Source organism: Streptomyces bugieae (assembly GCF_036352915.1).
Classification (GTDB): domain Bacteria; phylum Actinomycetota; class Actinomycetes; order Streptomycetales; family Streptomycetaceae; genus Streptomyces; species Streptomyces endophytica.
The window spans coordinates 406,924-420,072 of sequence record NZ_JAZBJP010000002.1 but is presented as its reverse complement, the minus strand read 5'-3'; the positions used below and the strand labels follow the sequence as shown (position 1 = coordinate 420,072).

The following is a 13,149-nucleotide window of genomic DNA, read 5'->3' as shown; positions in this document are numbered from 1 at the left end:
CTTGCTCCCCCGCTGAATCCGTCACAACCGGCCGATCCTACAGATCAGGCGATGTGACCGGCGAGCTGGGCTGACCCATTGCCCTCAGTGCGCCGAGGGCGAGAGGGGCGTCACGCCGGGCAAGGGCGATGAGGACGGCGTGGTCACCGTCCCGGCATTCGATGACGGCCGCGTCGTACTTGAACCTCTGCTTCCAGGCCTGGGGGTCATCGGGCCGAAGTGCTCGGACGTGCCGCACGACCAGTGTCTCCGGAACCGTCTTCCGGGCGACGCGCCCATCGGGATCCGGTGTGGTCGCCGGCCATCCGTCTCCCAGCACCAGGTGGTCGAAGCCGTCCACCCGGTAGGGAACGTCTCCGAGTACGGCCGCGCGTACGCACTGCTTGTCCGTCGGCGGAACCGGAACGATGCTGCTGACGGATGCGGCGGCGCGGTTGATACGACGTTGTTGCCCCCAGGCACACAGCGCGCCCAGGCCTGCGGCGGGCAGCACTGCGGCCGCGGTGATCAGGAGTGCCTCCGGCACGTCGCGGCCGACCATGCTCCCGAGACTGCCGGCGCAACTCACGACGGTCCCGGTCACCAGACCGACGGTGAGCTGCCGGAGGCTGCGGTGCGTCGGGGAGGGTGAGTGGTGGCGGTGCCACCAGGTGAGCCACCACACCATCAGCCCGAAGGGCAGCAGAAAGAGACCGGCGCCCAGCGGGTAGCGCCAGTTGCCGTCCGGAGACTCCCAGGTCTCCTGAGCGGCGGCACGGAACCGCACGGTGCGGATCTCACCCCGCCAGTACGTCAACTTCACCTCGTCACCGGCGCGCACGGTGTCGTAGACCGGTTCCGACCCGGCCATCCGCACACGCCGCACGGTGTCTGTGCCCCGTTCGGTCACGCGGAGCCAGTAGCGGACGCTCTTTCCGCTCGGCTCGTCCTCCGTGCCCTTGACGGTCGCCGGAACCGTCGTCGTGCACGTATCCGACCGGGAGCCAGCCGGGCAGGCGGGCGCCGCGGCGTACGCGTCCCACTTCGCCAACTCGACCGGCACGGTGGCCAACAGCCCTGCCGACAACAAGAGGAGCACCAGCCCGAAGCCGACGGCCAGCAGGAACCGCCACCCGCGCTGCGCCCCCGATGATTCCCGGGCTGTCTGATCTGCCATCCCCGCTGCCCCCTTCTTACCGCCCCCGCGCGCCCTCAACGGCCGCCCTTCCGCCACATTGTGCGCCTGCAGCCTTCACCTGGATGTTCCGGGTGGGCTCGCGACGTGGGGAGTCGCATGGGGCCGCAGCAGGCCGTGACTGCACTGCACCTCACGGCACCGCACTGACTGCACCGCACTGCCTGCACGGCACGGCATTGCCGCGGGCTGGTCTACGAAAGGAGCGCGGCCAGTCGGTGCAGGCGGGCGTAATACCGGTGGTCGTCCTCATCGGTGAGCAGGGGCAGGATCGTGTTGAGGTCCGCGATGCAGCGGCGCAGGATCCGGTGCCGCTCCGCGTCGAGAGAACCGTCGCCATTGCGCCAGGCGGAGACGCACCCTGCGATGTCCGCGTCCAGCAACACCATGTCGATGCCCGCCAGCTCCACACCGCGCAGCCGGACGGGGAAATCCGCGGCCACATGCTCCTGCCACAAACGGGCGACTGAAGGGTTCACTTCTTACGCCTCGGGCTCCACTCGTAGGTCATGGGAGCCGTCTCGACGACCTCGCTCGGCCAGGCCTGCCGCACTCGGTCCAGTCGGGCTCGGTGGTCCTGGATCCAGTCGTCCTGTGGCCGGATCCAGAAGAACGTGGAGAGCCGGTCGGGGTCGTTGATGGTCACTCCGACGGACGCGTCGTCGTTGAGTTGAATGCCCAGCTCAAGGCCCCGGCCGCCGCCCAGTCCGGCGTTGCCACGTGGCACCAGCCGTTCGAGCTCCTCTTCCCAAGCGGACAGATCCCGCTGGAAGAGGTAGAGCTCAAGGCGTGCGTCGAGGAAGCCGGTGGACACCAGGACTTCGGCACGCAGGGTGTCGTGGCCCGTCAGAACGCCGGGCTGATCGCGTCCAGTGACACGAACGATGCACCGGTTGCCGTTGCCGTTGCCGTTGCCGTTGCCGTCGCCGTTGCTGTTGGCGTCGGCGTCTGCCAGGTGTATCAGATCGACGGGTTCGGGCTCTCCCATAGTGCGCCTCCGCAGGGCCTTGACTGGTGTGCGTAGCCTGCATCCTCTCCCACGGGGCGCGTACGAGCAGAGGCGCCCCACCAACGACCGTTCGAGGCGATCGGAGCGCCGGCTGCGGCGGGGGTGGTGGGCCGGGTACGGGGATAACGCCTGGTCTGGTTGCGGGCCGAGGTCGCTTCCACGATGGCGTGGTGCCACGTCAGGTGGCTTCTTCGAGGATGCGAGGGAAGCGAGGCCGTGATGCGAGCCGCAGTTCTGAAGGAGTTCGGGTCGCCGTTGACGATCGAGACCGTGCCCGATCCCGTGGTGGGGACGGGGGAGGTCGTGGTTGATGTGGTGGCGGCCGGTGTGTTGCCCTACGCCGCGGAGGTGTTCCGTGGGGAACGCCGGTATCTGCTCACGCTGCCGGTGATACCCGGAAGCGGGGCGGTGGGCCGGGTGCGCGCCGTGGGTCCGGACTCGACGCGGCTGCGCGTCGGAGACTGGGTGCTGTGTGATCCCACCATTCGCGCACGGGACGACGCGTTGACCCCGGACATCACACTCCAGGGCCTGAGTGCCCGCGGGGAGGGCGGCCTGCGCCTGCAGCAACACTTCGGGCAGGGCTCGTTCGCCGAACAGCTGCTGGTCCCGACCGAGAACGTCTTTCCCCTCGGCGCGACCGGCACGACCGATGCGACCGGCACGACTGGTGCGAGCGATGTGATCGATGCGATCGATGCGGCGGACGCGGGCCGGTGGTGTGCACTACCGGTCCTTCTCGTGCCGTACGGCGGGCTGCTCGCCGCCGGACTGCAGGCCGGCCAGACCGTACTGATCAGCGGTGCCACCGGAAATTTCGGAAGCGCCGCCGTTGCGGTCGCGCTGGCCATGGGCGCGGGTTGCGTTGTCGCTCCGGGGCGGAACGAGAAAATGCTCGGCGAGCTGGAGCGCCGCTTCGGGTCCCGCATCAGGACGGTGCGGTTGTCGGGTGATGAGGCGGCGGACCGCGAGCGGATGCGGGCGGCGGCGCCCGCACCGATCGACGTCGTACTGGATCTGCTGCCGCCCTCGGCCGCAATGACCGCGGTACGGGCTGCGGTGATGACTGTCCGCGAGCACGGGACGGTGATGCTCATGGGAGGCGTCGGCATGCTGGGAGGTGACGACCTCGCCCTGCCGTATCCGTGGCTCATGAGGAACAACATCACCGTCCGCGGCCAGTGGCTGTGCCCCCGCCACGCCAACCCCCAACTCATCCGACTGGCCAACTCGGGGCAACTGGACCTCCGGCAGTTCGACGTCACCGCTTTTGACCTTGCCGATGCCAACACGGCCTTGCGGCACGCGGCCGCGGAGGGGGGACGCTTCAGCCTGACGGTCATTCGACCGGTCAGGGAAGGGTGAGTGCGTCCGCGGTCAGTCATCCTGTGCACCGCAGACTCTGACAACACGCAGGCACCGGGACGGGCATGGCGCTGGCTGGCCCGCCCGGAGGTCCGCTTGCCCCGTAGTCCTCTGGCGGGGGGCCTTTGGTGGGGCCTTCTTTTACCAGCGGACGGCGGTGAAGTCGATGGGCTGGGGTCGGAGTAGGCGGGTGCGTTCTGTCAGTGATTCCAGGCGCCGGGACATCTCGTCGGCGGGTAGGTGGTGGCGGTTGCCGTGGCCGGGGAGGACCCATTCGAAGCGCAGTTGTGGGGCGGTCCTGGCAAGGGAGTTGGCCAGTTCCTCGATGGAGTACCAGGTCACGTTCTCGGCGACCTCCAGATCGCCCGTGGTGCGGGACCAGTAGAAGCTGTCTCCGCTGAAGCAGTACCGGTCGTCGGCGAGGTAGAGCACGCTGCCCCGGGTGTGGCCGGGCAGGGGGTGAGCGGTGACTCCCTCGCCGATGTCGACGGGTTCGAGTCCGCGGATCACCTGGTCCGCGTCCGGCGCTGCGTCGAGGTCGCCCTCGTGGATCCACAGCCGGGCGCCGAAGTGGTCCGCGTAGCGGCGGCCGTGGGCGACGTGGTCGCGGTGGGTGAGCAGGACGTCGGTGACGGGTCCCAACGCGGTGTAGCGAGCTGCCAGTTCACGGCTCCAGCGCGGGGTGTCGATCATCATGACCGAGCCGGAGGGCCGCAGGAGGAGGTAGGAGTTGGCGCCGGCGGTGTCCCGGGAGTTGTGGCCGCAGACCAGGACGCCGTCGTCCAGGGCCATCGGGAAGGGGTCGAGGGTGCGGTCGGCCAGCCCGGACGCCGGGCGGATCGAGCGGGTGGGGCAGGCGAAGACGGCGGCGTGAAGGCGCCGGTTCTCCGCCTCGTCGCGGGGCTGGCGCAGGATCTGCGACTTGCCGTCGGCTTCGGTGATCAGGTCGGGTGCGAACTGTCGGGCGACGTCGCAGTTGGTGCAGCGGTCGTCGACGTACCAGTTCTCCATGGAGGGGCTCCTTCGGGGGGAACGGACCCGGACCGGGGCCGCCCTTTCAGGATTACCCGCGTGCGGCCGATATCGGTAGACCTCGCCGATCTTGTACTTCTGGGCCCGAATCGCTCTCACGGCTCGGTCGGCGGGGAGGGTTTTGGTGGGGTTTGCGGCTTCTGTGCATCCCGCAACAGGACGGCGTCGCCCCCCCCGATTGGTCTCGGCATCGGAGAGCCGCGTCGTGAGACGGAGGCGGGGTACCTCGGAGAAGGTGGCGACGGATGCGTCCTGCGGGTACTCACGCGAGGACTCGATGGTCGGGAGGCGACGGGCTGGATGGATGCAGGCCGTGTGGCGAGGCAGGGCGCGCGTAGGTGGGCGAGGGCGGGGCGGATCCGGCTGATCGACACCCATGTCAGTGAATTTCCGGAGTGTGGCGCAGTTTTTGGGAACCCGGCTCCGTCGGCGCGCCTCCTCTCCCTCAGAGACGCATAGCTGGTGCGTCCACGTTCGATGTGGGGGCGAGACATGACAGCACGTACAGCGCCACGGCCCGTAGGGGCGCGGCGGGCGGTGGCCGGTACGACGGTGGCGGCCGCGGCCGGACTGGTTTTGGTGGTCGGGGTGGCGGCTCCCGGGCAGGCCGCGCCCGTTCAGGCGGCCGCCGGAACACAGTCCACGTCCGTGGCGAGCTGCGGCGGTGCGGTGACGGCAGTCGAGAGCGGCCACGCAACGCGGATGACGTCCACAGCGGCACGGACGGCTTCCCCGGGGCGGGGAGCTTCCGCGGGGCGAGTGGCTTCCGCGGGGCGGACGGAGACAGCTCCCCCGGTTGCGGGCGCCACCGGGAGAGCGGCCGAGAAGTTCTCGTACAGTCTCGCCTCGGAGGCGCCGGTCGGGCTGTGGACGTCCTCCGGGGTGACCCTGCGGACGCCGGTCTCCAAGGGCACCGTCCGCCTGGACGTCACCACCCGCGGCTTCAGCGCCGCCTCCCTCATGATCCAGCGCTACGTCCCCAAGACCCACCGGTGGGTGGATCTGGATCAGCGGCCGGTCGGTAGCGAACATCCGGAGAAGGGGACGTTCACCTTCCCCGTCTCGGTGGCCGCGAGCGCCGGTCACCCCGCCACGGTGGCCCTGCGCGTGCAGGACATCGACCGGCCCGGCCGCCTGACGGTGGCCGCCTCGGTCAGGGACGGGCACGGCCACACGTACCGCGCGCCGGCCAGGAGTGCCGTCGTCGACCGGCCGACGACCACGATCACGGGCTGGTCGCGCGGCACCGCACTGGTCCCCGGTGGCGCGGCGAAGGAGTTCACCCTCGCGGTCAAGAACACCACCAAGCGGGCCTACCCGGCACTGAACGCCGGCTACTTCGCCTACGGCCAGGGCAGCGGGCGTGCCGTGGAGCCGAAGGACCTGGTGCTCCAGCAGTACGTGCCCGGTCACGGCTGGCAGCGCGTCTCGCTGCTGCCCGGTGGCTGCGACCCCGGTATGGCCGCCCAGCTGATCCCGACCGCCAAGACGCCGCTGGCGCCGGGCGCCACGGCCGTCTACCGCCTGCGCCTGGCGGTCGCGGACTCCGCTCCCGTGGCCGATGTCGACGCGGGTGTGTCGGTGGGCACCGGTGACACGTCGTTCTTCTACCGGACCCTGCCGTTCGAGATTCGCGCCAAGTAGCGTCCGCGGGAACGGCCGTAGGCGTTCCACGTAGCGTCCGCGGTAGGTGACTTCTGGGCGTCAGCTCGACCGGGTGGCCGTCGGTATCGTGCCGGCGGCCTGCCGGGCGAGGGCGGTGCGGATCAGGGCGTTGACGGCGGCGGGCTGCTCCTGGTGCGGCATGTGGCCCGCCTGCTCGATCGCGTGGAACTCCCCGTACGGAGCCAGCGCGGCCAGGGTCCGGGACACGTCCAGCGGGACCTCGGTGTCGAGTCGGCCGTGTATGAAGAGGGCCGGGACCGTCAGCCGGCCGATGTCCGCGCGCGGGTCGTGGAGGTTGCTCTCCGCGAACAGCTCGTCGATGAACACGCCGGATCGCAGGATCTGCCGCCTGGTCTGTTCTGCCAGGGCCGGGTCGGCCGTCGGGGCGAACCATTGCGGGACCCAGTCGGCGAGAGCCGCCGGGCGATCGGCGGCCAGCGCCGCGCGCAGGGCGCGGAGCGGGGCCGCCATGCCCTGGCTGGGCCAGTAGCCGGGGCCGCTGATCGACACCACACCGCCCACCCGCTCCGGTGCCCCGAGTGCCGCCTCCAGGGCGAAGGTGGCACCGAGCGAGCTGCCCACCAACAAGGGCCGATCCAAGGCCAGTCGATCCATCAGGGCCAGGATGTCGGCGGCGTTGGTGGCGGTGGTGTTCCCGGTGGCCGGGTGGTCGCTCCGGCCGCAGCCGCGCCAGTCCACGGTCACCACCCGGTGGTCGGCGGCCAGATCGGCGACCTGGGCGCCCCACACCCGTCCGCTGGTTCCCCAGCCGTGCAGGAACAGCACCGGTATGCCGGTCCCGCTGTCCGTGTAGAACAACCGGGTTCCGTTCGCCGTGGCGTACGGCATCGTCACTCACGCTCCTCGTCGATGTGTCGCGGCTCGGCTCATCGCGTTTCGTCGCGTTGTGTCCGCTTCGCCCGCCCGTGGGCGGCGGTGATGAGCGGGACCAGTTCACCGTGGGGGGCGGGCGCGACCAAGGGGCATTCGGCTTCCACACTCATCAAGAAACGTGATGAATCCGGGAGGGCTTGTCGCCGAGCGTCCGCTGCGCATCGTTCCCCGCGAGACCCACATTGCGGGTGTCTGTCCCCGCGGTAGCAGTCGGATAACTTCTGCGTTCAGCGGTGTACCGGGGCAGAAGGCCCAGGTAGGTTCAGCGCCCATGACAGAGGACGTCGTGGACATCGACCGGCAGCAGCTGATGGTGGAGGCGCTCCAGGAATTCGCGGCGCGCAGTGACGAGCAGTTGGACTGGACCCTGGGTCTGGTCCGGCACCGGCTCGGGGCTGCCCGCCGATTGGGGGTTCCGGTGCCGGAAGACCTGGCCAGCAGGGTGGCACGGCTCTGCGAGAAGCGGAACTTGCCGCTCTACGAGCCGGAGCAGCGGGACTGAGGCCGATGTCCGTTGCCCTTCGCGCGGCGGGTGAGGGGAAGGCCGGCCCCGCCGCCACCCGACCCGACGGTGCTGCCCGCGCAGCGACCGGGGGGTTTGCCGGTGGGCGTCCGGGGCGGTTACGGCGATTTCGGTGCGGGTCGTGGTGAGGTGAGGGCTGGCCCCGGCCACGCCCCCGTGGCGCGTCCAGGGGCGTAGGCGGGGCTGTGACGTGCCGGAACGCGGTGCGGCTGCCCCTTGGCCGGCGAGACCGTGAGGAGGTGCGATGCGCCGTAGTGGCGGGACCGCACCCTGCGCCCCACTCTGTGCTGCGCGGGCTGACAGCGTTGACAGTGACGGTGACGGTGAGGGCGATGGCGGAGGCGGAGTCCGGTGAGGACGCTTCCAGGGCCCACCGATCACGTCGTGGTGGTCGGGGCCGGGCTCTCCGGATTGTCCGCCGCGCTCCATCTGCTCGGGGCGGGCCGCCGGGTGACCGTCGTCGAGCGGGCCGAGCTGCCGGGCGGACGGGCCGGGCGGGTCGACCGCGGCGGCTACCGCATCGACACCGGACCGACCGTGCTGACCATGCCGGACCTGATCGAGGAGGCGTTCGCCGCCGTCGGTGAGCGGCTGTCGGACCGGGTGGTGCTGGACCAGCTGCACCCGGCGTACCGCGCCCGGTTCGCCGACGGCAGTGAGCTGGACGTGCACACCGACCCCCGGGCCATGGAGGCCGAGGTGGAGCGGTTCGCCGGACCCCGCGCGGCGCACGGCTACCGGCGGCTCAGGCGGTGGCTGGAGCAGGTGTACCGGGCCCAGCACCGCCGTTTCATCGACAGCAACTTCGACTCGCCGCTGCAACTGCTGCACCCGGACCTGGCGCGGCTGGCCGCGCTCGGCGGGTTCGGCCGGCTCGACGACCGCATCGGCCGGTTCGTGCCCGACCCGCGGCTGCGCAGGGTCTTCTCGTTCCAGGCGCTGTACGCGGGGGTGCCGCCCGCCCGGGCCCTGGCCGCGTACGCCGTCATCGCCTACATGGACACGGTCGCCGGGGTGTACTTCCCGCGCGGCGGCATGCATGCGCTGCCGCGGGCGATGGCGGACGCCGCCGCTGCCGCCGGGGCCGCATTCCGCTACGGCACGCCCGTCACCCGGCTGGAACGCACCGGCGGCCGGATCACCGCGGTGGTCACCGAGCACGAGCGGATCGCCTGCGACGCGGTGGTGCTCACTCCGGACCTCCCGGTCACCTACCGGCTGCTCGGCCGGCGGCCCCGGCGTCCGGTCCGGCTGCGCCACGCGCCGTCCGCCGTGGTCCTGCACGCGGGCGGCGCACGGACCTGGCCGGGCACCGCGCACCACACGCTCTCCTTCGGCGCGGCCTGGGAGCGCACCTTCGACGAACTCACCCGCCGCGGACGGCTGATGAGCGATCCCTCGCTGCTGGTGACCCGCCCCACCGCCTCCGACCCGGCACTCGCACCGCCGGGCCGCCATCTGCACTACGTGCTGGCGCCGTGCCCCAACACCGAGACCGGACCGGGCGCCGAGGCCTGGCCCGCGCTCGCCCCCCGGTACCGCGACAGTCTGCTGTCGCTGCTGGAGCAGCGCGGGTTCAGCGGAATCGCCGACGCCGAGGACCTGGGCACGGTGACGCCGGCCGACTGGGCGGCGCAGGGCCTGGCGGCCGGCACGCCGTTCTCCGCCGCGCACACCTTCGCGCAGACCGGCCCGTTCCGCCCGCGCAACCTCGTACGCGGCACCGAGAACGCCGTACTGGCGGGGTGCGGCACCACCCCCGGCGTGGGTGTCCCCACCGTGCTGATCTCGGGCAAGCTGGCCGCCGCCCGGGTGACGGGCCTCCGTCCGCCGCGTTCCCGCGCCGGCGCGCCGCGGCCGGGCGACAGGACGGTACCGGCATGACGGAGCGCGAACTGACCGCGGCGGGCATCACCGATCCCCGCCTGCGCGCCGACTACGCCCACTGCCGCCGGCTCAACGCCCGGCACGGCCGGACGTACTTCCTGGCCACCCGGCTGCTGCCCGCGGACCGGCGGCCGGCCGTGCACGCCCTGTACGGATTCGCCCGCCACGCCGATGACCTCGTCGACCACCCGGCCACCGGCAGCAGTACCGCCGACCGCGCGCGGGCGCTCTCCGCGCTGCACCGGAACCTGCAGAACGGTCTGCGCGGCGATCCGAGCCCGGAGCCGGTCGTCCGGGCGGTGGCGCACACCGTCGCCGCGTACGACATCGACCACGCCCACTTCGCCGACTTCCTCACGGCGATGCGGATGGACCTGGTCGTCACGGACTATCCGACCTACGCGGACCTGCGGTCCTACATGCACGGTTCGGCGGCGGTGATCGGCCTGCAGATACTGCCCGTGCTGGGCACCGTCGTCCCGCGCCACGAAGCCGCCCCGCACGCCGCCGCGCTCGGCGTCGCCTTCCAGCTGACCAACTTCGTGCGGGACGTCGGGGAGGACCTCGACCGGGGGCGCGTCTATCTGCCCGCGGATCTGCTGGCGGCGCACGGTGTCGACCGGGCGCTGCTGCGGTGGAGCCGGGACACCGGACGCCCGGACACCCGTATTTCCCAGGCCCTGGCGGCCGCGGCCGAACTCACCCGCGGCGTCTACCGGGAGGCCGCCCCCGGCCTCGCCATGCTCGACCCGGTGGCGCGCCCGTGCATGCGCACCGCCTTCGTGCTCTACGGCGCCATCCTCGACGCGGTGCGCGAGGACGGGTACGCCGTGCTGCACCGGCGCGCGGTGGTCTCCCGCCGGCGCCGCGCGGCCACCGCACTGGGCGGGCTGGCCCGATCCGTCGCGGCCCGTCTGACCGCCCGGCCGCCGGCCGCGCCGCGGGAACGGACGCCGCAGCCGGCGCAGAAGGAGAGCGCATGAGCCCGGACGGCCGTCACCGCCCACGCGTCCCGCTGCGGCTGCGGCGCGGGCCCGAACGGTGGGAGCGGCAGCGGTCCACCTGGCGGGAGGCCCGGCCCGCCGTCATCGACGGGGCGCTGAAACGGGCGCTCGCCCGACGGGCGGGCAACTGGTTCGTGCTCGGCGCGGCCCGTGACGTGGCGCCCCGGAAGCCGTTCGGCCGGACGGTGGCCGGCGTCGAGGTGGTCGCCTGGCGCGATGCCGCCGGGCGCCTGGTGGCCGGGCCGGGGGCGTGCCCGCACCTCGGGGCGCCGCTGGCGGAGGGTGCCGTGCACTGCGGCACGCTCCGCTGCCGCTGGCACGGCCTCGCCCTGGACGGTGCCGCGTTCGCCGGCTGGGAACCGTTCCCCGCCCACGACGACGGAGTGCTGGCCTGGGTCCGGCTGGACGCGGCCGGCGGCGAACGGCCCCTGCCGCGGCCGGTGCTCCCGCCCCGGCCCGGACCGGCCGGCACGCTCGTCGCCGTGCACACGGCCGTCGGGGCGTGCGAACCGGAGGACGTCGTGGCCAACCGGCTGGACCCCTGGCACGGGGCGTGGTTCCACCCGTACGCGTTCGTGGACCTCAGGGTGGTCGGCGCACCGACGGAGGCCGGCACCGAGGGCCCGGACGAGTTCCTGGTCGAGGTCTCCTTCAAGGTCGCCGGGCGTGCGGTCGTTCCGGTGACGGCACGCTTCACGGCGCCGGAGCCGCGCACGGTGGTGATGCACCTCGTCGACGGCGAGGGGAAGGGGTCGGTGGTCGAGACCCATGCCACGCCCCTGGCCCCGGACGACCGCGGCCGGCCGCGCACCGCGGTGGTCGAAGCGGTCCTGGCCACCTCCGACCGGCCCGGGTTCGCGTTGGCCCGCGCCGCGGCTCCGCTCGTGCGCCCGTTGATGCGGGCGGCCGCCGGCCGGCTGTGGCGGGACGATCTCGCGTACGCCGAGCGCCGTTGGCAGCTGCGCCGGAGCGGCCGCTATCCGGGCTGACGGCCGCTGTTCGGGCTGACCGGGCCGAGGCACGACGAACGAGGTGCGACGGGCCGGGGCGGTCAGTGTCCGGTGCGTCCGGCCGCCCACCGCAGCGGCGCCACCCGCCCCTTGTCCGGCACGGTCCACAGGGGGTGACCGCGCACGCCCCAGCGGGCCAACAGGGCGTTGGCCGCCAGGAACCCGGTGGTCGCCGCGCGTTCCATCAGCGCCACCGGCAGTGCCGTGCGCACCAGGTCGCCGGCGACCACCACCCGGGGGTCGGGGGTGTGGACGGTGGGCCGGTCGGCGTGGCCGCCCACCGCGAACAGCGGACAGTCCGCCCGCCACTCGTGGCGCTGGTCGACGATCCGCGCCCCGCGGGTCTCCGGGTAGACGGCGTGCAACTGCTCGACCAGACGCCGCTGTTCGTGCGCCCGGTCGGCGTCCGGCCGCACCGCGTAGGCATGCAGTTCGAGGACCGAACCGCCGGTGCGGCCGGACCAGCGGGCGGCCTCCCCCTCCCAGCGTTCCAGCACGCTGATGTTGTCCAGCGAACCGAAGCCGCTGGTGCCCAGGAAGCCGGCGCGGTCGGGGGACACCGGCCGCGCCAGCCACAGCCGGGACACCAGGAAGGGCGGTGCGGTGCGCAGCCGTCCGATGCGCGCCCGCCACGCGGGGTCCCCCAGGCCGTCGGATGCGGCCACGATCCGCCGCAGACCGGCGGTGTCGACCGCGAGCACCACGGCGTCGTACGGGTGCGACCCGCTGTCCGTCGCCACGTGCACCCCACCGCCCGCCTGCGGCTCGACGCGGTCCACCGGCGTGCCGGTGCGCAGCCGTACGCCGTGCCCTTCCAGGTACCGGGCGAGCGGCGCCCACAGCGCCTCGGGGTACGGCTCCGCGGGCACGTCGAACAGCAGCCCCTCGCTCGACCCGAGGAAGTAGATGTGGAACATCAACGCCATTTCCGCCGCGGACAGTTGGCGAGGGTCGGCGAAGAAGCTGCGGGAGAACACCTCGAACGCGAGGTGGCGCGCGGCCTCGGGGAAGCCGATGCGGTCCAGCAGGTCCCAGGCGCTGGTGTCGTCGAGCCGCTGGTAGATCTGCGGCACCCGTACGTCGAGCAGCGGCAGGGCCGCGGCGGGGCGCATCCGGGCCAGGTCCCGCCAGGCGAAGGTCGGGCTGAGGGCCATGAAGCCCAGGGCGCTCCAGGGCGGTGTGCGCGGTACGCGGGCGAAGCTGTCGCGGGTGCCCGAGCGGTGCTGCAGCGGATAGTCCGGGAGCCGTCGCAGCACCCGGAGTCCGGGGTCGATGCGCCGCAGCAGCCCCCGCAGGTTGTAGTACTGGGGGAAGAAGGCGTGGAATCCCCGGCTCATGGTCGCCGCCGAGCCGTCGGCGAGCCGCACCGGCCACCCCGCCAGCCGGCCCCCGAGGACGCCTTCGCGCTCGTACAGCGTCACCCGCACTCCGCGCTCGGCCAGAGCGGTCGCGGCCGCCAGACCGGCGATGCCGCCGCCGATCACCGCTACCGCGGGCCGGCCGTCGGCCGCCGCCCGGTCGTTCCCCGGTGGCCCCGGCAGCACCCGCGCGCGGCGGTCGCGGCCGCGCCGTGCGCTCACGGCCCC

12 protein-coding genes are annotated in these 13,149 nt (G+C 72.6%); 6 read left to right on the top strand and 6 right to left on the bottom strand.

All coding sequences use genetic code 11. The features are described from left to right. Positions 1 to 37 precede the first annotated feature (37 nt). The 3 genes from V2J85_RS07050 to V2J85_RS07040 all read right to left on the bottom strand — a co-directional run bounded on the left by V2J85_RS07050 (position 38) and on the right by V2J85_RS07040 (position 2,162). Positions 38 to 1,156, bottom strand: a complete 1,119-nt coding sequence (locus V2J85_RS07050; protein WP_330820943.1) for a hypothetical protein — start codon at positions 1,154 to 1,156, stop codon at positions 38 to 40. A gap of 212 nt (positions 1,157 to 1,368) precedes the next feature. After that, positions 1,369 to 1,653 (bottom strand): hypothetical protein, encoded by a 285-nt coding sequence (locus tag V2J85_RS07045; protein WP_261957737.1) that lies wholly within the window; start codon positions 1,651 to 1,653, stop codon positions 1,369 to 1,371. After that, on the bottom strand, positions 1,650 to 2,162 hold the full coding sequence (locus V2J85_RS07040) for a DUF5959 family protein (protein ID WP_330820942.1): 513 nt from the start codon (positions 2,160 to 2,162) through the stop codon (positions 1,650 to 1,652). The genes V2J85_RS07045 and V2J85_RS07040 overlap by 4 nt, the downstream gene beginning before the upstream one ends. A 276-nt stretch (positions 2,163 to 2,438) precedes the next feature. Between V2J85_RS07040 and V2J85_RS07035 the strand changes: the two genes are divergently transcribed. Next, on the top strand, positions 2,439 to 3,548 hold the full coding sequence (locus V2J85_RS07035) for an MDR/zinc-dependent alcohol dehydrogenase-like family protein (protein ID WP_330820941.1): 1,110 nt from the start codon (positions 2,439 to 2,441) through the stop codon (positions 3,546 to 3,548). Between the two features lie 141 nt (positions 3,549 to 3,689). Here the strand turns inward: V2J85_RS07035 and V2J85_RS07030 are convergent, their stop codons facing one another. Next, a complete protein-coding gene (locus tag V2J85_RS07030; protein WP_330820940.1) occupies positions 3,690 to 4,559 on the bottom strand; it encodes an MBL fold metallo-hydrolase in 870 nt (289 codons plus the stop codon). Positions 4,560 to 5,339: 780 nt separating this feature from the next. Between V2J85_RS07030 and V2J85_RS07025 the strand changes: the two genes are divergently transcribed. Continuing rightward, positions 5,340 to 6,224: a hypothetical protein gene (locus tag V2J85_RS07025; RefSeq protein ID WP_330820939.1), complete on the top strand. Its 885-nt coding sequence runs from the start codon at positions 5,340 to 5,342 to the stop codon at positions 6,222 to 6,224. Between the two features lie 60 nt (positions 6,225 to 6,284). Here the strand turns inward: V2J85_RS07025 and V2J85_RS07020 are convergent, their stop codons facing one another. Further along, positions 6,285 to 7,094, bottom strand: coding sequence for an alpha/beta fold hydrolase (locus V2J85_RS07020; protein ID WP_330821419.1), 810 nt, complete (start codon positions 7,092 to 7,094; stop codon positions 6,285 to 6,287). Between the two features lie 316 nt (positions 7,095 to 7,410). On the opposite strand from V2J85_RS07020, the gene V2J85_RS07015 reads away from it, so the two are divergent. The 4 genes from V2J85_RS07015 (at position 7,411) to V2J85_RS07000 (ending at position 11,542) form a co-directional block, all read left to right on the top strand. Beyond that, positions 7,411 to 7,641 (top strand): hypothetical protein, encoded by a 231-nt coding sequence (locus V2J85_RS07015; protein ID WP_261957742.1) that lies wholly within the window; start codon positions 7,411 to 7,413, stop codon positions 7,639 to 7,641. A 372-nt stretch (positions 7,642 to 8,013) separates the two neighbouring features. After that, positions 8,014 to 9,546 (top strand): phytoene desaturase family protein, encoded by a 1,533-nt coding sequence (gene crtI / locus V2J85_RS07010; RefSeq protein ID WP_330820938.1) that lies wholly within the window; start codon positions 8,014 to 8,016, stop codon positions 9,544 to 9,546. Then, positions 9,543 to 10,532, top strand: coding sequence for a phytoene/squalene synthase family protein (locus V2J85_RS07005; RefSeq protein ID WP_261957744.1), 990 nt, complete (start codon positions 9,543 to 9,545; stop codon positions 10,530 to 10,532). The genes crtI and V2J85_RS07005 overlap by 4 nt, the downstream gene beginning before the upstream one ends. After that, on the top strand, positions 10,529 to 11,542 hold the full coding sequence (locus tag V2J85_RS07000) for a Rieske (2Fe-2S) protein (protein WP_330820937.1): 1,014 nt from the start codon (positions 10,529 to 10,531) through the stop codon (positions 11,540 to 11,542). The genes V2J85_RS07005 and V2J85_RS07000 overlap by 4 nt, the downstream gene beginning before the upstream one ends. Positions 11,543 to 11,604: 62 nt before the next feature. On the opposite strand, the gene V2J85_RS06995 is transcribed toward V2J85_RS07000, so the two are convergent. Then, positions 11,605 to 13,143 (bottom strand): FAD-dependent oxidoreductase, encoded by a 1,539-nt coding sequence (locus tag V2J85_RS06995; RefSeq protein ID WP_330820935.1) that lies wholly within the window; start codon positions 13,141 to 13,143, stop codon positions 11,605 to 11,607. Positions 13,144 to 13,149: the final 6 nt, after the last annotated feature.

What these genes read in the sequence shown, in the direction of transcription:
- V2J85_RS07040 (WP_330820942.1), bottom strand. Translation starts at nt 2,162, where the DNA reads ATGGGAGAGCCCGAACCCGTCGATCTGATACACCTGGCAGACGCCGAC.
- V2J85_RS07015 (WP_261957742.1), top strand. Translation starts at nt 7,411, where the DNA reads ATGACAGAGGACGTCGTGGACATCGACCGGCAGCAGCTGATGGTGGAG.
- V2J85_RS07030 (WP_330820940.1), bottom strand. Translation starts at nt 4,559, where the DNA reads ATGGAGAACTGGTACGTCGACGACCGCTGCACCAACTGCGACGTCGCC.
- V2J85_RS07000 (WP_330820937.1), top strand. Translation starts at nt 10,529, where the DNA reads ATGAGCCCGGACGGCCGTCACCGCCCACGCGTCCCGCTGCGGCTGCGG.
- V2J85_RS07020 (WP_330821419.1), bottom strand. Translation starts at nt 7,094, where the DNA reads ATGCCGTACGCCACGGCGAACGGAACCCGGTTGTTCTACACGGACAGC.
- V2J85_RS07050 (WP_330820943.1), bottom strand. Translation starts at nt 1,156, where the DNA reads ATGGCAGATCAGACAGCCCGGGAATCATCGGGGGCGCAGCGCGGGTGG.
- V2J85_RS07005 (WP_261957744.1), top strand. Translation starts at nt 9,543, where the DNA reads ATGACGGAGCGCGAACTGACCGCGGCGGGCATCACCGATCCCCGCCTG.